The sequence below is a fragment of the Qipengyuania sp. ASV99 genome, from assembly GCF_047872805.1.
Classification (GTDB): domain Bacteria; phylum Pseudomonadota; class Alphaproteobacteria; order Sphingomonadales; family Sphingomonadaceae; genus Erythrobacter.
Window position 1 is genome coordinate 156132 of the sequence record NZ_JBLQUK010000006.1, and the last position, 20610, is coordinate 176741.

Sequence of the window (20610 nt, forward strand, 5' to 3'; positions counted from 1 at the left end):
TTATGGAACACGGCGGCCAATGTTTTTGTGGGGAAGTGACGTTTTCTGTTGCAAGTGAGCCGCTGTCAGCCCGGTTTTGCTGGTGCCGCGATTGCCAACGCATCGCCAGCGGATCGGCCACAGTCAATGTGCTGTTTGATGAAGCAAGCGTTCAATATTCTGGGCCGATCACACGAATCACACGTGTGGCAGACAGCGGTAACACTGTTGAGCGGGGCTTTTGTTCAGTCTGCGGATCACAGATGTATAGCCGCACCTTGAGTGACCCGACGCTCCCTATGCGGGTGCGGGCAGGCACTTTGGATGATCCGGAAATCTGCCCACCAAGCATGATTATCTGGGGTGCCAGCGCGCCTAGTTGGGCCCCCTTCCCGCCCGGAATGACAATCCTAGAAGCTGGGCCAGGTTCAGCCAAACTGGCGCAGCGCCAAGTTCTGCCCAATCAAAACCCGTAAGCCAGCTCGAAATCGCCCCAGCGACGGCCGCCGATGACCAGCGGGACATAGACGTTGCGCACGACCCGGTATTGCTTGCCGTCGCCTTCTTGCCGGTACACCGCCATCATATAGGGCGCGGTGCTTTGTTTGGCGCGGTGGTCGATGGCCTCCATCAAAATGCGGCCGTTGCGGCAATATTTGGTGTCATGAGCAATGTCGCCGATGGGGTCGCGCGACATTTCGGTGATATGTGTTGGCAGGAAGCCCTTGGTGTCGGTGCAGGCCGCCGCGCTGATATGAGCGTCGGATTGCTTCGCCATATCAAGCATCGGGCGCCAGTGCCGGTCCGCCCAGTGGGTAAGGCCGGTGCGGAAACGCGGCGGATTGCTGCCTGCGATCGGCTCATAATCCTGATCGAACAGCTGCGCCGCGCTCAATTCGCCGCTGGCAATCGCGGCCTCTGCCGCAGTGGCGACCTTGGCCGCGATGGTCTGCGCGCATTCAACCATCGCGCTGTCTTGCGGGCTCAATCCAGCCTGCACCAGCGAATCGAACATTTCGCTGGCGGTCAATTCAAGCTCTTCCATGCGGGAATGCGCGCCCTGCAGGTGATCTTCATTGGTCCGCGCCGCCAGATCGAAACTGGTGAGCACGTTCTGCACTGCGTCAACATGGCCGCTGATCGTGCCGGTGGAGCGCGCGATCACGTCATTTTGCTTGTCCACTTCCTCGACCAGATCGCCGACGCTGGTGATCGTGCTTTCGATGCGGGCCACCGATTCCTTGGCAGCGGCACTAGCCTGCGATCCGGCTTCGATCCGGCCGATGACCACGCTGGCCTCTTCGCCCAGCGCGTCAATCGTCGTTGAAATCTCGATCGTGGCCTTGCGGGTATCGTTGGCAAGGCTCTTCACCTCGCTGGCGACCACTGCGAAGGTCCGGCCCGCATCGCCAGCACGCATGGCTTCGATGGTGGCGTTGAGCGCGAGGATATTGGTGGTTTCGGCAATGTCCTCAATATCCTTGGCGCTGCGGCGGACCTGTTCCATCGCGGCGGAAAAGCTGGTGACGTGCTGGCCCAGCGTATCAACAAGGTCCAGCAGAGATGCGATCTGCGCCAGTGACGATTGGATCAGCGAGGTGCCTTCGCCCAGACGTTCAATCGCGCGTTCGGATAGCAGCCGCGCCTCATCGCTCGCCTCAGCGACTTTTGACTGGTCGGCTTCGAGCGCGGTGACCGTCCCGCGCAAGGCTTCGTGTTCGGCGCGCAGGACCTGCGACGACCGGATAACCGCCTCAACAATCCCAGCGACATCCGAACAGCCAACCGTGACCGCCCCGCATTTTTCGGGAATTTGATCCAGCGCGGATGCGTTGGCCGTGTCGATTACAATCTGTTCCATATGCGCGACTTTCCCTGTATCCCACCGCACTAAACCCGATATGGTTAGCGAAGGTTTAAGGGATCTTGCGGCGCGGGCTCGCAAAGGACTGGAAAGCTGAATTCATCAAGGCTACGCAGGTCTAATGTTTTTCAACTTCATGGATGAGCTGCGCGAGGCCGGTATCGGCGCAAGCTTCAAGGAACACCTCACGCTGCTTGAGGCGCTCGACAAGGATGTGATCGAGCAGACGCCCGAAGCGTTCTATTATCTCAGCCGCGCGACCTTCGTGAAGGACGAAGGGATGCTCGATAAATTCGATCAGGTGTTCCACAAAGTGTTCAAGGGGATCATGACCGATTACGGTCAGAACCCGGTCGATATTCCCGCAGACTGGCTGAAAGCCGTCGCCGAAAAATTCCTCACCGAGGAAGAGATGGCGGAGATCGAGAAGCTCGGCGATTGGGACACAATCATGGAGACGCTGAAAGAGCGTCTGGCCGAACAGGAAAAGCGCCATCAGGGCGGCAACAAATGGATCGGCACAGGCGGAACCTCGCCTTTTGGCAATTCCGGCTACAATCCCGAAGGCGTGCGGATCGGCGGCGAAAGCCGGCACAAGCGCGCGATCAAGGTCTGGGAAAAGCGCGAGTTCAAAAACCTCGACAACACCAAGGAACTGGGCACCCGCAACATCAAGATGGCGCTGCGACGGCTGCGCCGCTTTGCCCGCGAAGGAGCGCAGGATCAGCTCGATCTGGACGCCACGATAGACGGCACCGCAAAGCAGGGCTGGCTTGACATCCACATGCGCGCCGAGCGCCGCAATGCGGTGAAGCTGTTGTTGTTTCTTGATGTCGGCGGGTCGATGGACCCCTTCATCAAACTGGTCGAAGAATTGTTCAGCGCGGCCACGTCCGAATTCAAAAACCTCGAATTCTTTTACTTCCACAACTGCCTTTACGAAGGGGTGTGGAAAGACAACAAGCGCCGCTGGCAGGAACGCACCAAGACCTGGGACATACTCCACAAATACGGCCATGATTACAAGGTCGTGTTCGTCGGCGATGCGGCGATGAGCCCCTATGAAATCACCCATGCGGGCGGCAGTGTTGAGCACATGAACGAAGAAGCCGGGGTCGCGTGGATGAAGCGTGTAACCGACACCTATCCCGCGACCGTGTGGCTCAACCCGGTGCCGGAAAAGCAATGGGGCTATTCGCAATCGACCAAGATCATGAAGGAGCTGGTCGGCGGGCGGATGTATGGCCTGACGCTGGGCGGACTGGACGAAGCGATGCGGGAATTGAGCCGCAAGCAGGGGCATTGAGGGCTAACCTGCAAGGCCACTCGCGTTTCCGAAAGGTCCGCGAGCGGCTCGAAGCCTTCGACCCCGGCACGGGCTGGCGGCTGTGGCTCTACGAATTTCTGTTGTTTGGCTTCAAGCAAGGCTGGGCTTGTCTGTTCGGCGGCTTGCTGCTCGCCCTGCTGCTCGGCACGCACCTGTTCGACCCGGATAGCGCAACCCTCCATCGCTACGATTTCCTCACCCTCGCCGCTATTGCCATTCAAGCCGCGATGCTCGCTTTCCGTCTGGAAACCTGGCGCGAGGCGCGGGTGATCCTGATCTTCCATGTTGTCGGCACGGTGATGGAGTTGTTCAAAACCGCTGCCGGATCATGGACTTACCCCGAGGAAAGCGTGCTCCACATCGGCGCGGTGCCGCTGTTTTCGGGCTTCATGTATGCCGCCGTCGGCAGCTACATCGCGCGGGTGTGGCGGATCTTCGACTTCCGCTTCAGCCACTACCCGCCCGCATGGGCCACATGGCTGCTGGCGGCGGCGATCTACGTCAACTTCTTCACCCATCACTACACAGTGGACGTCCGCTGGGGACTGTTTGCCGCCACGGCGCTGATCTTCTGGCGCACCCGCGTCCATTTCCGCAATTGGCAGAGCCATCGGTGGATGCCGCTGCTGATCGGCTTTGCCCTGGTTGCGCTGTTCATCTGGATTGCCGAAAACATCGCCACCTTCGCCAACGCCTGGAACTATCCTGGGCAGGAGGCTGAGTGGCAGATGGTCAGCATCGCCAAATATGGCAGTTGGTATCTGCTGATGCTCATCAGTTTTGTGCTGGTGACGTTGGTGCAGGAGGTAAAAACGCCCGATCAGCCCTTCTGGTCAAGCTCCTCGTTGAGCCGCAATCCGCAGCGCCAGAAGAAAAACGCTGGCACCAATCCCAACATCGCCGCTCCGTAGAGCACATAGCGCACGCTCTGCTCACCGTAACTCGGTTGCAGCCAGTCGGACAACATCCCGAAAAACAACGGTCCCAGCCCCAACCCGATCAGGTTCTGGAAAAACAGCAGCGTCGCCGCCGCAATCGCCCGTGCCTTGATCGGAACCAGACCCTGCGCAGCGGAATAGGTTGGTCCGTAATAGAACGAATTGCACACGGTGGGGATCAAAAGCAACAGCAAGGCAAGCGGCCATGTTGGAGCCTGATACGCAAACAGTGCGATCGGCACCGCCAGCGCCATGCCTATTGCTGGCGCGCTTAACACATGGCGGCGATTCTTTGCGCCAAACCGGTCCGCGAGATACCCGCCGAGCCAAGTGCCAAAGATACCTCCCACTCCGCCGACGATCCCGAACCAGAAACCGACCTCGCCCGGCGTCATAGCGTGCGTGCGCTGAAAGAAGATCGTGGTCCAGGTGGTCTTGCCGTAAGCGAGGAATGCCGCCGCTGATCCCGCGCACAGCAACAACACAAATGCGCGCGACCGCATCACCACATGGAGCGCCTCCATCATCGGCAGCGCAGCAGGCTGATTTTGATTGCGCAAGATCGTCTGCGCATCGGTGTGGCGCGGATCCTTAAGCACGAACCACACGACCAGTGCCAACGTTACCCCCGGCAGACCAACGATCACGAAAGCTTCGCGCCAGCCCACATAGTCTGCCAGCGTGCCGCCGATAATCATACCGAGCAATGTGCCAATCGGGATTCCCAGCGAGTAGAACGCCAATGCCGAACTCCGGCGTTCCGGCGGCACAATATCGCTTATCAGCGAATGCGCGGGCGGAGTGCAGCCTGCCTCCCCGACTCCCACCCCGATCCGGGCGAGCAGCAATTGGGCAAAATTTTGCGCCAACCCGCAAAGCGCGGTCATCGCCGACCATATCGCCAGAGCGATTGCGATCACTTTGGGGCGACTGGTCGTTCCCCGATCAGCCAGACGCGCAATCGGAATGCCCAGAACAGTGTAGAACAGCGCAAAGGCGAGACCCGTCATCAGCCCGATCTGAGTGTCGCTGAGGTCGAGATCGCGAGCAATCGGTTCGGCCAGAATGTTAACGATCTGGCGGTCGATGAAATTGAAAATGTAGACGATCAACAGGATCCACAAGGTCACCCTGACCGAGCGGGTACCGGGCGCCCCAACTGCTGTGGTTGCCATTCGCAAACCCTCTCTTTGATCGCGGTCGCTCCGCCATTTTGTTGTTGTTAAGCAGCCTGCCGCGCTGCCTCATTCGGGATCTCTCAATACAGCAGGCACCCCCGCACCATCTGCACCCATGCCGCTTCATCCGCCAGCGCCAGTGCGTCGAGTGCGTCCGGCGCTGCTGCAGCATCATCGACCCATTCGCGCAAAGCCGGCCCGCCATTGATAACGTCGATGGCGAGCACATCATCAGTGTATTCATATTTGAAGTCCTTGCCGCGCCACAGCGGGTAATCGCGATAAAGCCGCCGAATCGCCTTGAAAGCGAGCGCTTGGCAACGCCACGGCTTGAAGGCGTCGTGATCGTAATCCGGCCCTTCGGCGTGCAGCATCAGCGCATTGCACAGTTTCCCGGCGTGTTTGTGAAAGGTCGGTTCAAACCAGCATTCGCGCATGATGACGCCGGCGCACCAATCCGGCGCGAGGGCGCGCATTTCCTGCGCCACCGCCTTTGCATCGACATCGGGCGCGCCAAACAACACTTCGAGCGGGCGCGTGGTGCCCCTGCCCTCTGACAAAGTCGCGCCTTCGATCATCACCGTCCCGGCATAGCAGCGCGCCATGTTCACATTGGCGGCGTTGGGCGAAGGGTTGATCCAGATGCGACTTTCCGGCCAGCCATATCCGGGGGCATCGTCAGGCTGCCAGCCCCGCATCGCCACCACCTTGTATATCACGTCGAGCCCGAAATGTTCGACAAACCAGTGCCCCATTTCACCCATGGTCAACCCGTGGCGCATCGGCATCGGCGCGGCCCCGACAAAGCTTTCGTGACCCGGCACCAACAGCGTCCCTTCGACCGGACGCCCCGCCGGATTGGGCCGGTCGAGCACCCAGACTTCCTTGCCGTGCTTCGCCGCTTCCTCCAGCAGATACAGCAGCGTGGTGACAAAAGTGTAGATCCGGCAACCCAAATCCTGAAGATCGAACAGGAACACATCCGCGCTCGACATCATTTGCCCGGTTGGGCGGCGCACTTCGCCATAGAGCGAGAACACCGGAATGCCGTAATGCGGATCGATTTCGTCCGCGGTTTCAACCATATTGTCCTGTTTATCGCCCTTAAGCCCGTGCTGCGGACCAAAGGCGCTGGTGACATTCACCCCGGCGGCGATCAGCGCATCGAGGCTATGCGTCAGGTCACCCGCCACACTGGCGGGATGCGCGATCAAAGCCACCCGGCGGCCCTTGAGCTCGCCAAGCAAAGCGGGGTCGTCGAGCAGCCGGTCGATGCCGAATTGGACGGTTTCAGTCATGCCAATCCGGTTGGAACAGTCTTTGTGCAAACGCAATCCTTTGAAGTAAGGCACGCGCCGTGTATCGACGGCGGCCTATGGACATTGAATGGACCCCCGCCATCATCGCCGCGCTCTGGGCCGTCATTCTTGGCGGCGCGGGCGGCGTGCTGACCGATATTGGCCAGTGGTACCGCGAGCTTAAAAAACCGAGCTGGCAACCACCCGATTGGCTGTTCGGTCCGGCCTGGACGGTGATCCTCGGCCTGTCGGGCTGGAGTTTTTACCTCGCATGGACCGCTGCGCCAGAGGCGCTGGGCACAATCGCGGCGCTGTTTGCGGTGAATTTTGTCCTGCATTTCGCTTGGTCACCGCTGTTCTTCAAGGCAAAGCGGCCCGATTGGGCATTGGCCGAGAATGTCTTTCTGTGGCTTTCGGTCCTTTCGCTATTCGTGTTCTTGCCCGAATATTCCGCGCTCGCCGGGTGGCTTAACGCGCCCTATTTGGCCTGGGTCAGCTTTGCATTCTTCCTCAATTGGAAGATCGTGCAATTGAACGCGCCATTTGGCGGCAAGCCCGAAAACTCCGGATCTGCTTGACACATTTGACAGGGTGTCAACCTAAGAAATCCACCTTAACCCGCTGAAAAACAGACAAATATGGCAAAAAACCTCGGTTGACACCTTATCCGGCAAAAATGCATTCATGCCTGCCGCTTTCTGAGTGCAAAGGCTGCGCTGGCTCACCTGTCCCTTAACCGGCGCGCGGCCTGTAGGAAAATGTTCTAATCCCTGCGTTCCACAATGATCTGCCGGCAAGCTTCGGAATGGAACTCCGGTTTGCCCGGCGCAAAGGCCAACGCCCAGAATTGCAGCGTACCGTCCGCATGTTCGACAATCGCATTGAGTGCGACCTGCGCCGGGGCCGGCAATTCGGCGGCAATGCTGGCCTTCAGGATCAATTGCCCCAGCCCGTTTTGCGAGGCCCGCACACTGCTTAGCGCAATTGCATCGACCGGCGCATCCCGCATCCCTTCGCGGAAGTCATCGAAATCATACGCCGCCCAGCGCCCCGAGGGCGAGAGGTTGAATTCGCGGTAATACGTTCCGCCAATCGGTTGCCAGAAAATCTCGAAACAAGTGGTCGTCCAAAGATCATCGGTCCGCACAGAGGGCGCTGCGGGCGGCAGCACAATCTGGTCAACCCCGCCTTCGATACAAAATTCCGCCTCGCACCCGCCGGGCGTGGCTTTGATGCTAGCGGTCACAGCCTTGATCGGGCCAAGGTTGCAGGTCTGGTGAAGCATCAATGGTTTCATGCTCTCCATATCGCCCAGCCCGCCCGGCTGAGCAAGCCACTAGCAGGGCGCCGCGCACACTGATAAGCGGCCCGCCATGACCACTTACTCATCATCGCTGCTGCGTCTGTTGGACGAACGCGGCTATATTCACCAGATGACCGATGCCGCTGCGCTGGATGCGCTGGCGCAAAAGCAGATCGTGCCCGGCTATATCGGCTTTGATCCGACCGCGCCCAGCCTGCACGTTGGTTCGATGGTGCAGATCATGCTGCTGCGGCGTCTGCAACAGGCGGGGCACAAGCCGATTGTCGTGATGGGTGGCGGCACCGGCAAGATTGGCGACCCCAGTTTCAAGGATGAGGCACGCGGGTTGCTCACCAATGAAAAGGTCGCCGAAAACGTCGCCTCGATCCGGCGTATATTTGAACGCTTTCTGTCCTTTGGCGATGGGCCTGCCGACGCGATCATGGTCGATAATGCCGAATGGCTCGACCGGCTCGAATATCTCCCATTCCTGCGCGAAGTGGGTCAGCATTTCTCGGTCAACCGGATGCTCAGTTTCGATTCGGTCAAACAGCGGCTCGACCGCGAACAGTCGCTGAGCTTCCTCGAATTCAATTACATGATCCTGCAAGCCTATGACTTCCGCGAATTGTCGCAGCGTTACGGGTGCCGGTTGCAAATGGGCGGCAGCGATCAATGGGGCAATATTGTCAACGGAATCGAACTGACCCGGCGGATGGACGGGATCGAAGTGTTCGGGGTCACCACCCCGCTGCTGACCACGGCGGATGGCGGCAAGATGGGCAAGAGCGTGAACGGTGCGGTGTGGCTCAACGAAGAGCAATTGCCCGCCTATGATTTCTGGCAATATTGGCGCAATTGCGATGACCGCGATGTCGGGCGGTTCTTGCGACTGTTCACCGATCTGCCGCTTGAAGAAATCGCGCGGCTCGATGCGCTGGAGGGCGCGGAGATCAACGATGCCAAGGTCGTGCTCGCCAATGAAGTGACCAGACTGGTGCGCGGAGACGATGCCGCGCGCACTGCCGAGGCAACTGCGCGCGAAACCTTCGTTGGCGGCGGCGCGGGTGAAGATTTGCCAGCCCTGACCATCGGCGCAGAGGGCATGCGGCTGGGTGCGGTGCTGACCGAGATTGGCTTCACCGCCTCCAATGGTGAGGCGAAGCGCAAGATTATGGAGGGCGCGGTCAAGATCGACGGCGAGACGATCCTTGATCAGGGATATGTGGTCATCGCGGAAGATGGCGCGCCGATCAAACTCAGCCTGGGCAAGAAAAAGCACGGCTTGCTGATGCGCTAGACCGGCTCCGGCGGGCTTTACCAATTATCAGCCTTTATCGCGCATTAGGGGTAAGCCCGTGTGTGCGGGAGACGATAAAGGAGGCCGTTGCCTGTGGCTGCCGGAGCAAATCTAAGCGTTACCGATATGCGCCGCGCGGCGCGTCACCCGGTCGATTTCCCGGTGATCGTCGAACATTTCGCGCATGGCGACATCAATTTGCACGTCTGCAATATTTCTGCGCACGGATTTATGGTCGATGATGCGGTGAAGCTGGACCGCGGCGACCGGGTCATCATCCGCCTGCCCGTCGTGGGCCGGATAGAGGCCTATGTAATCTGGACCCGCGACGAACGCGCCGGGTTTCAGTTTGAACGGATTATCCGGCTCGATGATTTTGTCGCCATCATCGACACGCTGCAACCCAACCCGCGCCTGCGCCGTCCGCGCTAAACCTTAGCTTTCGCCAATAACCAAAGCGCTTGCTTGGCAGGCGCGTGCTTGGCTGGCATGGGCAGGTTGTGAACCAATCCGCGCCCACTCATCCGTTTCAGATCCATAATTTCCGCGCCTATTGGCTTGCGCGGCTGGCGATGACGTTGGCGCAATATGCGATGCTGCTGGTGATCCAGTGGCAGGCGTATAATCTGGCGCGGGACAGCGGGATGAGCATGGCAGAGGGCGCGGGCCAGCTGGCGCTCATCGGCCTGCTGCAATTCTTGCCGCTGTTTGTGCTCACCCCGTTTTCCGGATTGGCGGCTGACCGGTTTGACCGCCGCGCGCTGGCGTTGATCACCGTCGGGCTGCAATTTGGCTGCGCTGCGACCTTGGCATGGTTCAGCTGGAGCGGCGCAGTGTCATTGCCAATCCTGTTCGGCATTGCCGTGGTGCTAGGGATTGCACGCGGTTTTGCCGGTCCAGCCCTGTCGGCGCTCGCGCCCAATCTGGTGCCCAAGCCAATCCTGCCCACCGCGATCGCGCTGTCGTCGATCTCATGGCAGGTCGGGATGCTGGCCGGACCCGCGATCGGCGCGGTGCTCTATGCGTTTGAGCCTGCCCTGCCCTATGCCATCGCCACCGGACTGTTCGCATTATCGGCCATAGCGCTGGCACTGGTAGGCAAGGTTCCGCAGCCTGCAATGCGCAAGGATCAGCGCCCCATTGGCGCGATTGTCGATGGGCTGCGTTATGTTGTGCAAAACAAGATGGTGCTGAGTGCGATCACGCTCGATCTGTTTGCGGTGTTCCTGGCCGGAGCCAATGCGCTGATCCCGGTGTTTGCCCGCGACATCATTGGCACTGACGAAAATGGCCTTGCGCTGCTGGCATCGGCGACACCGGCGGGCGCTTTGGTTACCGCGATATTCTTTTCATTCCGACCGCTGCGCACCAATGTCGGGCCCAAGATGCTATGGGCCGTGGGCGTGTTTGGCATCGCCACGATTGTGTTCGGCCTGTCGACCAGCCTGCTGCTTAGTCTGGCGATGCTGTTTGTGATTGGGGCGGCGGACATGTTCAGCGTTTACGTTCGCCAATCGCTGATCCAGCTTCACACGCCTGATGACAAGCGCGGGCGGGTCTCATCGGTCAGCATGATGACCATCAGCGCCTCAAACGAAGGCGGCGATGCGTTTTCGGGCGCGCTGGCCTATGTCATGGGGCCCGTCGCCGCCATTGTCGCAGGGGGAGCCGGCGCGATTGTAACGGTGTTGCTCTGGGCGCGAATATTCCCAGTGCTGCGGACCACCAAAAGCTTCGATCCCCCCGACAACCCGCACGAAAATGTGTTAGACACTGCGCCGCACAAGAAAATTCAGGAGGCCTGAGATGAAAGCTGCAAACATTCTGGAAACGATTGGCAACACTCCGCATATCCGGTTGGCGCGGTTGTTTCCGGCGCATGAGGTCTGGCTCAAATCGGAACGCGCAAATCCCGGCGGTTCGATCAAGGACCGGATCGCGCTGGCCATGGTCGAAGATGCCGAGGTCAGCGGCCTGCTGAAACCCGGCGGCACCATCGTCGAACCCACCAGCGGCAACACCGGGATCGGGCTCGCGATGGTTGCGGCGGTCAAGGGATACACGCTGGTGCTGGTGATGCCCGAATCGATGTCGGTCGAACGTCGCCGCCTGATGCTTGCCTATGGTGCGACATTTGACCTTACGCCCAAGGAAAAGGGCATGAAAGGCGCAATTGAGCGGGCCAGTGAAATCGTCGAGACGACGCCGGGCGCATGGATGCCGAGCCAGTTTGACAATGGCGCAAACCCGGCGGTTCATGCGCGCACGACCGCGCAGGAAATCCTCGCTGATTTTGCCGATAGCCCGATTGATGTGATGATCACCGGGGTCGGAACTGGCGGCCATCTGACCGGGTGTGCAGAGGCGCTCAAACAGCACTGGCCCGCGTTCAAGGCTTACGGTGTCGAACCCGATGCCTCCCCCGTCATCAATGGCGGAGAGCCCGGCCCGCATCCGATACAGGGCATTGGCGCAGGGTTCATCCCCGCCAACCTCCACACTGACGCCATCGATGGCGCGATCACCGTCGCCCCCGAAGACGCCAAGGAAATGGCCCGCCGCGCCGCGCGCGAGGAAGGGATGCTGATCGGCATTTCATCGGGAGCCACTCTGGCCGCGATTGCCAAGAAATTGCCCGATCTGCCTGCGGGAAGCCGGGTGCTTGGCTTCAATTACGACACTGGTGAACGCTATCTTTCGGTGCCCGATTTCCTGCCGGTCGAATAATCCCCGATCCTGAACGAAATAAAGGCCCGGTTCCCCCCAGAACCGGGCCTTTTTCATGACGAACCGGGTAACCCGTCAAGCTGCGGTGGCGAAAGCCTCCTGCGGAAGCGCCATCATCGCGTCGCTGCCCGCTTCCAGCTTGCGCCGCAGAGCCCCTGTGTCTGGCAGGAATCGCTCTGAATAATAGGACGCAGACGTCATCTTGGCTTCGTAAAAGGCCCGGTCTTCGGGATTCCCGGCCAGCGCCGCCGATGCGACCTTGGCCATTTTCAGCCAGAAGAAACCCAGCGTTACGATCCCCATCAAATGCATGTAATGATGCGCGCCTGCGCCCAGATGGTTGGGATTGGCCATCGCATTCTGCATGAACCACATGGTCGCCGCCTTTTGTTCACCCAGTGCCTTTTCCAGGCGTTCGGCAATCGGTGCGAGATCAGCATTTTGTTTGGCAGCGGCAATTTCGTCGTCGATCATCTTGAAGAACGCCTGCACTGCGCGGCCGCCCTTGCTCGCCAGTTTGCGGCCGCACAGGTCCATTGCCTGCACCCCGTTGGTGCCTTCGTAAATCATCGCAATGCGGCTATCGCGGACGAATTGTTCCATGCCCCATTCGCGGACATAACCGTGGCCACCGTAAACCTGCTGCATGTTGTTGGCGATGTCATAGCCCTTGTCAGTGCCATATCCCTTGATCACCGGGGTCATCAGCCCGATCAGATCGTCGGCCAGCTGACGCTCCTCTTCGGTCTGGGCCTTGTGCGTCAGGTCCACCTGCAGCGCGCCCCACAGGCACAAGGCGCGCATGCCTTCGTTGAACACCTTGGCGTCCATCAGCATCCGGCGGACATCGGGGTGGACAAAGATCGGGTCAGCCTTGGCTTCGGTATCAACCGGCCCCGTCAGCGCGCGCCCCTGACGCCGGTCGAGCGCATAGGTCACAGCGTTCTGATAGGCGACCTCGGCCTGCGCCAGACCCTGAAGGCCGACGCCCAGACGTGCGGCGTTCATCATCACGAACATCGCGGCCAGACCCCGGTTCTCTTCCCCGATCATCCAGCCTTTAGCGCCGTCATAATTCAGCACGCAGGTGGAATTGCCGTGGATGCCCATCTTCTTTTCGATAGAGCCACACGACACCGCGTTGCGTTCCCCCGGCTCGCCATTTTCATCAAGGATGAATTTGGGGACGATGAACAGCGAGATGCCTTTTGAACTGTCGGGCGCGCCGGGAGTCTTGGCCAGCACCAGATGGATGATATTGCTGGTCAGGTCATGCTCACCCGCCGAAATGAAAATCTTGGTGCCGGTGATTGCATAGGAACCATCCGCCTGCGGCTCTGCCTTGGTGCGGATCATGCCGAGATCGGTGCCGCAATGCGGCTCTGTCAGGTTCATCGTGCCTGACCATTCGCCCGCAATCATCCTGGGCAGATAGGTTTCTTTCTGCTCCTGCGACCCGGCGGCCTCAATCGCGGCGGTCGCGCCATTGGTCAGGCCGGGATACATGGCGAATGCCTGATTGGCGGTGCCGGTGTATTCCTCAACCACAAAGCCAAGCACATGGGGCAGGCCCTGCCCGCCGAATTCCTCAGGCTTTGCAATCGTGCCCCAACCGCTTTCGACATAGGCATCATAGGCCTGTTTGAAGCCGTCTGGTGTCGTCACCGATCCATCTTCGTTCCTTGTGCAGCCCTGTTCATCACCAATCTGGTTGAGCGGGGCGAGAACCTCGGCGCAGAATTTGCCGGCTTCGTTGATGACCGTGTCGATCATGTCGGTGGTTGCGTTTTCAAAGCCCGGCAGATTGCCATAACTTGCAAGGTCGAGCATTTCGTTGACGACAAAGCGCGTGTCGCGGGTGGGAGCGGTATAGGTCGGCATCGGGAGACCTCCTTTGATTGCGTGAACGGTTTTGAATTAAGGGATCAGGTTTGCGAGAGCGTGTCAGCCAAGATCAAGATTCTGAATCTCGGCGACGAAACTGGTCAATTCCTTGATCGAGGAATCGATGTCGGCGCGCTGCGCCTTTAACTTGGCGATATGCGCCTTGCATTTCTCGATCGTGACGCGGCGTTGTTCGACGCGGCCGTCATCGAGATCATACAGGTCGATCATCTCGCGGATTTCGGTCAGGCTGAAACCAACATTCTTGGCGCGCATAATCCAGGCAAGCCGCGCACGGTCGCGTTTGGAATAGACGCGGGTCAATCCGACGCGGGCCGGATTGATCAGACCTTCGTCCTCATAGAAACGCAGCGCGCGGGCGGTGCAGTCGAATTCGGAAGTCAGATCCGAAATCGAAAACTGTTCGCGCGCATGTTTGTCTGGGCGATCAAGATGCGCGCCGTTGCGGCGCGGTTTGCCAGCGGCCTTATCTGCGCTTGTGTCCATCATCTGGTCGGTCTTGTAATTGGGTGCTGTAGCCATGCCCAATGCCATACCTTCCCTTTACGTGAGCGTCAAGTCTTGACCTTTACGAGAGCGCTGGCGTCAGGCGCACCGGGATTAAGCCTGCGGTAAAAGCAGCTCGCCTCACCCGTGTGGCATGTCGGCCCCGCTGGCCGCGCCCGGATCACCAGCGCATCTTGATCGCAATCGACCAAAATCTCCTCAACATGCAGAAAATTCCCGGAGGTTTCCCCCTTCAACCACAGCGCGCCGCGTGACCGCGACCAGAAATGAACCTTGCCCGTCAGGCGCGTCTGCACCAGCGCCGCATCATTCATAAAGGCCACCACCAGCACCGCCTGTGTCGCAGCATCGACAACGACCGCCGTCAGCAAACCGGCGGCATCAAACTTCGGGGAAAATTGTGTGCCCTGTTCGCGTTCCCGCGATGAAAGCGCCTGCGATTCGTTCAAAGTGGACCTCCAGATGATCTGCACATGTGTTGTGTCTGGGCAAGGTATTGACGCAAACGCGGCGAGATGGTCGTGCTATGCGACAGTTTGTTGCACGATAACAACAGGCACCGCACAAAATATACGTAGCCGCGCGTTTACACTTCACCATCGGTAAGAGGAATGGAAGAAAGCCGCCATTGAGTGCGAAAGCGCTCATCCACCAGACATGGCAACACAGAGTGCCAGGTTCAGGGGGTGATTGGCCAGAGCCGACAACGGGGTGTCGGACGGCCAGTTGAACGATGAGGGACCGGTTTCTGATAGCGAAGTTAGGGGGTCGCTGTCTGAGCTCTTCTTGAGCGAAACCAATCCATTTCGTCACGCGGCGCCCGGGGCTGTAACGGCCTCGGGCGTTTCGTTTATCGGATGCAGGGTTGGGGCTCCGCCGCTAGCGTGCCCGGTTCCCTGTCTCCATACCCCGGCCATCGACCACACGGGCAAAGCAGGCGATCCTGACCGATGCCGCTCCTGCATCCAGCAGCGCGGCGACACAGGCATCGGTGGTCGCGCCGCTGGTCAGCACATCATCGACAAGTATGACGCGGCGATGGGCAATCATTGCGCCTGCACCGCTGCGCACCGCAATTGCCCCGCTCAGCGCCATACGGCGGGCCTCCTGCCCCAATCCGCCAAGGCTCGGCGTGCGTTTTTGCCGAACCAAAGCATCGACCGCCAGTTCACCCTTGCCGTGGCGGGACAATTCCTGCGCCAGCAACGCCGCCTGATTGTAACCGCGCTGCCAAATCCGCAGGCGGTGGAGCGGAACCGGGACAATCAGTGGCGGCTCGCCCTCCGGGTCATCCAGACGCCCCGCCATCAACCGCCCGAGCAGCCCCGCCAAGGCGATCTTTCCGCCGTGCTTGAAGCTGAGAATTAGCTTGCGCGAGGCGTCGTTATAAATCGTCGCCGCCGCGATCCCCGCATGGTGCGGCGGGGCAAGATTGCAGGAATAGCACTGATCCGATTTCACTGCGGCGGCAGAGCCCATTGGCCGCTGACAAGCGGCGCAGGCCGGATTGCCGGGAAATTCAAGCTCGCTCCAGCAATCCGCGCAAAGCCCGCCCTGCGCCGCGATCGCTGCTCCGCATAGCGGGCAGCGCGGCGGGTAGACCAGATCGATGATCGGTCCCAAACCCTCTTTCACACTGGTGCCAAGCTGCGACCGCCACCCCATCCGCTCCGTCTGCACCTCTTGCGCTGCCGGTGCAAGCGCGGCAGGGGCACATGCATGAACTCCGCCGCCAGTGTCCCGCGCATCTTTGCCGAACCCCGCCGCGTCAACCGGACGCTGCGTTCAGAGAGGCGGCGACGGCAAGGCCCCGATGCGGCGCGCTTCATCATCGACGACATTTGCGATGACATTATCGAACGGCTAGCGTTTGTTCGGCACACACCGGGCCGGTCGCTAGTGATCGGCGCGTGCTCAGCCGAGCTAGCCGCGTTCCTAAGGCTTTCGGACGGTTTCCTGCACGCAGACCACACCGCCGATCCCGCGCAGCCGATTGCGGGCGGTCCCTATGATCTCGCGGCCATCGTGGGGCAGCTGGATGCGGTCAACGATCTGCCCGGCGCGCTCATCCACCTGCGCTATGCTTTGGCACCCGGAGGGCTTGCAATCGCCAGCTTTGTCGGCGGAGCGAGCCTGCCGCGCCTGCGCGCCGCAATGCTGGCGGCGGATGGGGAGCGGCCAGCGGCGCGCATTCATCCGATGGTCGATCACCGCGCCGCGCCGCAATTGCTCCAGCGTGCTGGGTGGAAGGACCCGGTGGTCGATACCCACCGGCTGACGGTCCGCTATTCCTCGCTCGACCGGCTCGTCAATGACCTGCGCGATCAGGGTCTGACAGGCGCGCTTGCCGATCCTGCGCCGCCGCTGGGCAAGGCCGCATTGGAGCGCGCGCGCGCCGCTTTCCTGGCTCTGGCCGACGACGACGGCAAGGTCTCGGAAACCTTTGAGATCATCACCCTGACAGGCCGGCGGTCACTTGCCGGCCGCTAGTCCCGCCTGCGCCGCCGCAAGCCGCGCGATCGGCACGCGGTAGGGGGAGGCGCTGACGTAATCGAGCCCGACTTGCTCGCAGAATGCAATCGAGGCCGGATCGCCGCCATGCTCGCCGCAAATGCCCAGCTTGATTTCGGTGCGGGTTGCCCTGCCCCGCTCTGCCGCGAGTTCGACCAATTGGCCAACCCCTTCAATGTCGAGGCTGACAAACGGATCGCGCGGGAAAATGCCCTTATCGACGTAAGGCGCAAGGAACCGCGCCGAATCGTCACGCGATACGCCCAATGTCGTCTGCGTCAGATCGTTGGTGCCAAAGCTGAAGAATGCGGCCTCCTGCGCAATGTCGCCCGCCATCAAGGCCGCGCGCGGCAGTTCGATCATGGTGCCGACGAGATAGTCGACCCGCGCGCCTTTTTCGGTGAACACTTCCTCTGCCACGCGGTCGATCAACGCTTTGAGGATCGCCAATTCGCGCCGGGTGGCCACCAACGGGATCATGATTTCGGGCAAGGGAGCTTTACCTGATGCCGCCTGCACATCGCAGACCGCTTCAAAAATGGCGCGCGCCTGCATTTCGTAGATTTCTGGGTAAGTGATCCCCAGACGGCAGCCGCGATGGCCCAGCATCGGGTTGAATTCATGCAATTCATCCGCGCGCCGCCGCAGATGATCGACCCCCAGCCCGGTCGCATCGGAGAGTTCGGCAAATTCCTCATCGCGGGTCGGCAGGAATTCGTGGAGCGGCGGATCGAGCAGGCGGATTGTGCAGGGCAGCCCTGCCATCACTTCGAAAATCGCGGTAAAATCGGCGCGCTGTTCGGGCAGCAATTGCGCCAGAGCCCGCCGCCGCCCGGCTTCGTCTTCGGCCAGGATCATCTGGCGCACCGCGCTGATGCGCGACGCCTCAAAGAACATATGCTCGGTCCGGCACAGCCCGATCCCCTCGGCCCCGAATTGCCGCGCCATCCGGCAATCCTCGGGCGTTTCGGCATTGGTGCGCACCCGCATCCGCCGCAATTCATCGGCCCAGACCATCAATGTGCCAAAATCGCCAACAAGTTCCGGCTCGACCGTGGGCACAATGCCCAGCATCACCTGACCGGTGGTGCCGTCGAGCGTGATTTCATCGCCTTCGCTCAATTCGTGTGAGCCAATCCGCAGCTTGCGCGAATTGCGGTCGATCGACACAGCGCCCGCGCCCGATACGCAGGGGCGGCCCATGCCGCGCGCCACCACCGCCGCGTGGCTGGTCATCCCGCCGCGCGCGGTCAGAATGCCCTGCGCCGCGTGCATGCCGTGGATGTCCTCTGGGCTGGTTTCGACCCGCACCAGAATGACCTTTTCTCCGCGGTTCGCCCATTGTTCGGCGGTGTCGGCATCCAGCACGATCTTGCCCGCCGCCGCGCCTGGCGATGCAGGCAGGCCGGAGGTGAGCACATCGCGCGGCGCCTGCGGATCAAGCGTCGGGTGCAGCAATTGATCGAGCGCCATCGGATCGATCCGGCGCACGGCTTCGGATTGGTCGATCAGCCCCTCGCCCACCATCTCCACCGCCATTTTGAGCGCAGCCTTGGCGGTGCGTTTGCCCGAGCGGGTTTGCAGCATCCACAGTTTCCCGCGCTCCACAGTGAACTCGATGTCCTGCATGTCCTTGTAATGCGCCTCGAGCAGGTCGAACACCCGCGCCAATTCGCCATAAGCGCCGGGCATCGCCTCTTCCATACTCGGCGCCTTTGCCCCGGCGGCCTCGCGCGCGGCATGGGTCAGATATTGCGGCGTGCGGATGCCCGCGACCACGTCCTCACCCTGCGCGTTGATCAGATATTCGCCGTAATAGGCGCGCACGCCGGTCGCCGGATCGCGGGTAAAGGCGACCCCGGTGGCGCTGGTGTCGCCCATATTGCCGAACACCATCGCCTGCACATTGACCGCTGTGCCCCAATCACCGGGGATGTCGTTAAGCCGGCGATAGACCTTCGCCCGGTCGCTGTCCCAGCTATCGAACACCGCGCGGATCGCGCCCCAAAGCTGTTCATGCACGTCCTGCGGGAAGGGTTTGCCCCATTCCTCTTCAACGATACCCTTGAACTGGCCAACGATACTGCGCCAGTCATCCGCTGACAGCTCGGTATCGGCGTAAAAGCCATTGTCTTCCTTGACGATCTCCAGCGCTTCTTCGAACAGCCCGTGATCGAGGCCGAGCACCACGTCGGAGTACATCTGGATAAACCGGCGATAGCTGTCCCACGCGAAGCGTTCATCTTCGCTGGTGTTTGCCAGACCTTCGACCGTGGCATCGTTCAGGCCCAGATTGAGCACCGTGTCCATCATCCCCGGCATCGAAACGCGCGCGCCCGAACGCACCGAAACCAGCATCGGGTCCGCCGCATCGCCAAACCGCTTACCAACGGCGGCTTCGATATGGGTGAGCGCTTTGGCCACCTCGGCTTTCAGCTCGTCACGAAACGATTCGCCCGCTTGCAGATAGCGCACGCATTCCTCGGTCGTGATGGTGAAGCCCGGCGGGACCGGCAGGCCGATGCTCGCCATTTCAGCAAGGTTCGCACCCTTGCCGCCGGTGACGGTCTTGTCCCGCTGCCGGGGATCGTCGTGGGGCGCGTTGCCGCCAAAGGGATAGACTGTTTGCATCGTTGAAGTCCTACAGGATGGAACACATGGAACACGGTCCAAGGGGCGAAGAATTACCCCTCGATCCGGCTGAAATCTGCGACATTGCCAACCGCGGCGGTGAAGCGCGCAAGCAGGTTGAGGCGGGCTTCGCGCTTGGCAGAATCGTCATCATTGACGGTCACCTCGTCGAAAAAGGCGTCAATCGGCCCGCGCAGGGTGGCCAGCGCCGCCATGGCGTCTGCGAAACGCTCTGTGCGCACCGCCTGCTCCGCAGTGGGCGCGGCCTCGGCCAGCGCATCGATCAGCGCCCTTTCGGCTGTTTCGGGCGAGTAGGAAATCTCAAAGTCCGTCATGCCAGCGAAAGCTGGCATCTCAGGCACCTGAGCTCCATCGCTTGAGACCCCAGCTTTCGCTGGGGTGACGGTGTGGTTTTCCTTTTTGAGGATGTTCGCAGCGCGCTTGTATCCGGCCAGCAGGTTGGTGCCGTTTTCTGTTTCGATAAATGCCTGAAGAGCATGGACACGGGCGAGCAGCCGGACGAGATCGTCCTCTTCAACAAGTTCTGTGACAGCATCGACGATGTCGTGTCGTACGCCAGCTTCTCTTTGCTGAACCTTCAATCGGTCAGCGAAGAAATCGACGATTTGACGTCCCAAAGTTTGCTCGGAAATATCAAAAGCTCTTCCAACCGTTTGGGCAAGAGCAACCTTGGCGAGGTTCAATCGAAGGCCATTGGCGAAAATTGTTTGTATGGTTCCCAGCGCTGCTCGACGTAAAGCATAAGGATCTTTCGAACCGGTTGGTCGCTCATCTACAGCGAAAAATTCTATTAAGTTATCAAGCTTATCTGCCAGACTGACAGCCACCGTAACAGGCGCAGTCGGCACATCATCGCCCTGCCCCACCGGCTTGTAATGATCGCGGATCGCGTCCGAAACCTCGACCGGCAAGCCTTCCTTCGCGGCGTAATATCCGCCCATTAGGCCCTGCAATTCGGGAAATTCGCCGACCATCTCGGTGACCAGATCGGCCTTGCACAGGCGTGCGGCCTGTTCGGCGAGGTTGGCTAACTCCTCGCGCGTCCCCGCGCCGGGGGGGGCCGGCGCCCCGGGGGGGGCCCCCCGCGGGGGGGGGCCCCCCCGGGGGGGGGGGGCCGGGGG

At 60.6% G+C, this 20610-nt stretch carries 19 protein-coding genes; 9 read left to right on the top strand and 10 right to left on the bottom strand.

Features of this window, described 5'->3' with window-relative positions:
* Positions 1-2 precede the first annotated feature (2 nt).
* On the top strand, positions 3-455 hold the full coding sequence (locus ACM64M_RS09170; RefSeq protein ID WP_416228378.1) for a GFA family protein: 453 nt from the start codon (positions 3-5) through the stop codon (positions 453-455).
* Here ACM64M_RS09170 and ACM64M_RS09175 read toward each other — a convergent pair.
* Positions 443-1840: a methyl-accepting chemotaxis protein gene (locus ACM64M_RS09175; RefSeq protein ID WP_416228379.1), complete on the bottom strand. Its 1398-nt coding sequence runs from the start codon at positions 1838-1840 to the stop codon at positions 443-445. The genes ACM64M_RS09170 and ACM64M_RS09175 overlap by 13 nt on opposite strands.
* Before the next feature lie 124 nt (positions 1841-1964).
* On the opposite strand from ACM64M_RS09175, the gene ACM64M_RS09180 reads away from it, so the two are divergent.
* Positions 1965-3149, top strand: a complete 1185-nt coding sequence (locus ACM64M_RS09180; protein ID WP_416228380.1) for a vWA domain-containing protein — start codon at positions 1965-1967, stop codon at positions 3147-3149.
* Positions 3146-4081 (top strand): DUF817 domain-containing protein, encoded by a 936-nt coding sequence (locus ACM64M_RS09185; RefSeq protein WP_416228381.1) that lies wholly within the window; start codon positions 3146-3148, stop codon positions 4079-4081. The genes ACM64M_RS09180 and ACM64M_RS09185 overlap by 4 nt, the downstream gene beginning before the upstream one ends.
* Here ACM64M_RS09185 and ACM64M_RS09190 read toward each other — a convergent pair.
* Together ACM64M_RS09190 and ACM64M_RS09195 are read right to left on the bottom strand one after the other, a co-directional pair.
* Positions 3991-5283, bottom strand: coding sequence for a spinster family MFS transporter (locus ACM64M_RS09190; RefSeq protein WP_416228382.1), 1293 nt, complete (start codon positions 5281-5283; stop codon positions 3991-3993). The genes ACM64M_RS09185 and ACM64M_RS09190 overlap by 91 nt on opposite strands.
* Before the next feature lie 83 nt (positions 5284-5366).
* Positions 5367-6584 (bottom strand): exo-beta-N-acetylmuramidase NamZ domain-containing protein, encoded by a 1218-nt coding sequence (locus ACM64M_RS09195; RefSeq protein WP_416228383.1) that lies wholly within the window; start codon positions 6582-6584, stop codon positions 5367-5369.
* 77 nt (positions 6585-6661) lie between these two features.
* Here ACM64M_RS09195 and ACM64M_RS09200 point away from each other — a divergent pair, with 77 nt between their 5' ends.
* Positions 6662-7162: a TspO/MBR family protein gene (locus tag ACM64M_RS09200; RefSeq protein ID WP_416228384.1), complete on the top strand. Its 501-nt coding sequence runs from the start codon at positions 6662-6664 to the stop codon at positions 7160-7162.
* Positions 7163-7347: 185 nt separating this feature from the next.
* Here the strand turns inward: ACM64M_RS09200 and ACM64M_RS09205 are convergent, their stop codons facing one another.
* A complete protein-coding gene (locus tag ACM64M_RS09205) occupies positions 7348-7881 on the bottom strand; it encodes a hypothetical protein (protein WP_416228385.1) in 534 nt (177 codons plus the stop codon).
* A gap of 76 nt (positions 7882-7957) precedes the next feature.
* Here ACM64M_RS09205 and tyrS point away from each other — a divergent pair, with 76 nt between their 5' ends.
* The 4 genes from tyrS to cysK all read left to right on the top strand — a co-directional run bounded on the left by tyrS (position 7958) and on the right by cysK (position 11914).
* A complete protein-coding gene (tyrS, locus tag ACM64M_RS09210) occupies positions 7958-9187 on the top strand; it encodes a tyrosine--tRNA ligase (protein WP_416228386.1) in 1230 nt (409 codons plus the stop codon).
* 93 nt (positions 9188-9280) lie between these two features.
* Complete coding sequence (locus tag ACM64M_RS09215; protein ID WP_416228387.1) at positions 9281-9619, top strand: PilZ domain-containing protein; 339 nt, start codon at positions 9281-9283, stop codon at positions 9617-9619.
* 68 nt (positions 9620-9687) lie between these two features.
* Positions 9688-10992, top strand: coding sequence for an MFS transporter (locus ACM64M_RS09220; protein ID WP_416228388.1), 1305 nt, complete (start codon positions 9688-9690; stop codon positions 10990-10992).
* A gap of 1 nt (position 10993) precedes the next feature.
* Complete coding sequence (gene cysK / locus ACM64M_RS09225; protein ID WP_416228389.1) at positions 10994-11914, top strand: cysteine synthase A; 921 nt, start codon at positions 10994-10996, stop codon at positions 11912-11914.
* Between the two features lie 75 nt (positions 11915-11989).
* Here the strand turns inward: cysK and ACM64M_RS09230 are convergent, their stop codons facing one another.
* From ACM64M_RS09230 to ACM64M_RS09245, 4 genes are all read right to left on the bottom strand, one after another.
* Positions 11990-13795, bottom strand: a complete 1806-nt coding sequence (locus tag ACM64M_RS09230; RefSeq protein WP_416228390.1) for an acyl-CoA dehydrogenase C-terminal domain-containing protein — start codon at positions 13793-13795, stop codon at positions 11990-11992.
* A gap of 63 nt (positions 13796-13858) precedes the next feature.
* Complete coding sequence (locus ACM64M_RS09235) at positions 13859-14305, bottom strand: MerR family transcriptional regulator (protein ID WP_416228405.1); 447 nt, start codon at positions 14303-14305, stop codon at positions 13859-13861.
* Between the two features lie 68 nt (positions 14306-14373).
* A complete protein-coding gene (gene hisI, locus ACM64M_RS09240) occupies positions 14374-14775 on the bottom strand; it encodes a phosphoribosyl-AMP cyclohydrolase (protein ID WP_416228391.1) in 402 nt (133 codons plus the stop codon).
* A gap of 430 nt (positions 14776-15205) precedes the next feature.
* Positions 15206-15991, bottom strand: coding sequence for a ComF family protein (locus ACM64M_RS09245; protein WP_416228392.1), 786 nt, complete (start codon positions 15989-15991; stop codon positions 15206-15208).
* Positions 15992-16045: 54 nt separating this feature from the next.
* Between ACM64M_RS09245 and ACM64M_RS09250 the strand changes: the two genes are divergently transcribed.
* Complete coding sequence (locus ACM64M_RS09250; RefSeq protein WP_416228393.1) at positions 16046-16816, top strand: methyltransferase; 771 nt, start codon at positions 16046-16048, stop codon at positions 16814-16816.
* Here ACM64M_RS09250 and ppdK read toward each other — a convergent pair.
* A complete protein-coding gene (gene ppdK / locus ACM64M_RS09255) occupies positions 16799-19468 on the bottom strand; it encodes a pyruvate, phosphate dikinase (protein WP_416228394.1) in 2670 nt (889 codons plus the stop codon). The genes ACM64M_RS09250 and ppdK overlap by 18 nt on opposite strands.
* Positions 19469-19521: 53 nt before the next feature.
* A partial coding sequence (gene glyS, locus ACM64M_RS09260; RefSeq protein ID WP_416228395.1) for a glycine--tRNA ligase subunit beta occupies positions 19522-20610 on the bottom strand: 1089 nt, incomplete at its 5' end.

Excerpts from the sequence above, each read along its gene's own strand:
- ACM64M_RS09170 (WP_416228378.1), top strand. The coding sequence starts at position 3 with ATGGAACACGGCGGCCAATGTTTTTGTGGGGAAGTGACGTTTTCTGTT.
- ACM64M_RS09175 (WP_416228379.1), bottom strand. The coding sequence starts at position 1,840 with ATGGAACAGATTGTAATCGACACGGCCAACGCATCCGCGCTGGATCAA.
- ACM64M_RS09180 (WP_416228380.1), top strand. The coding sequence starts at position 1,965 with ATGTTTTTCAACTTCATGGATGAGCTGCGCGAGGCCGGTATCGGCGCA.
- ACM64M_RS09190 (WP_416228382.1), bottom strand. The coding sequence starts at position 5,283 with ATGGCAACCACAGCAGTTGGGGCGCCCGGTACCCGCTCGGTCAGGGTG.
- ACM64M_RS09195 (WP_416228383.1), bottom strand. The coding sequence starts at position 6,584 with ATGACTGAAACCGTCCAATTCGGCATCGACCGGCTGCTCGACGACCCC.
- ACM64M_RS09200 (WP_416228384.1), top strand. The coding sequence starts at position 6,662 with ATGGACATTGAATGGACCCCCGCCATCATCGCCGCGCTCTGGGCCGTC.
- ACM64M_RS09205 (WP_416228385.1), bottom strand. The coding sequence starts at position 7,881 with ATGAAACCATTGATGCTTCACCAGACCTGCAACCTTGGCCCGATCAAG.
- tyrS (WP_416228386.1), top strand. The coding sequence starts at position 7,958 with ATGACCACTTACTCATCATCGCTGCTGCGTCTGTTGGACGAACGCGGC.
- cysK (WP_416228389.1), top strand. The coding sequence starts at position 10,994 with ATGAAAGCTGCAAACATTCTGGAAACGATTGGCAACACTCCGCATATC.
- ACM64M_RS09230 (WP_416228390.1), bottom strand. The coding sequence starts at position 13,795 with ATGCCGACCTATACCGCTCCCACCCGCGACACGCGCTTTGTCGTCAAC.
- ACM64M_RS09235 (WP_416228405.1), bottom strand. The coding sequence starts at position 14,305 with ATGGACACAAGCGCAGATAAGGCCGCTGGCAAACCGCGCCGCAACGGC.
- ACM64M_RS09245 (WP_416228392.1), bottom strand. The coding sequence starts at position 15,991 with ATGGGGTGGCGGTCGCAGCTTGGCACCAGTGTGAAAGAGGGTTTGGGA.
- ACM64M_RS09250 (WP_416228393.1), top strand. The coding sequence starts at position 16,046 with ATGAACTCCGCCGCCAGTGTCCCGCGCATCTTTGCCGAACCCCGCCGC.
- ppdK (WP_416228394.1), bottom strand. The coding sequence starts at position 19,468 with ATGCAAACAGTCTATCCCTTTGGCGGCAACGCGCCCCACGACGATCCC.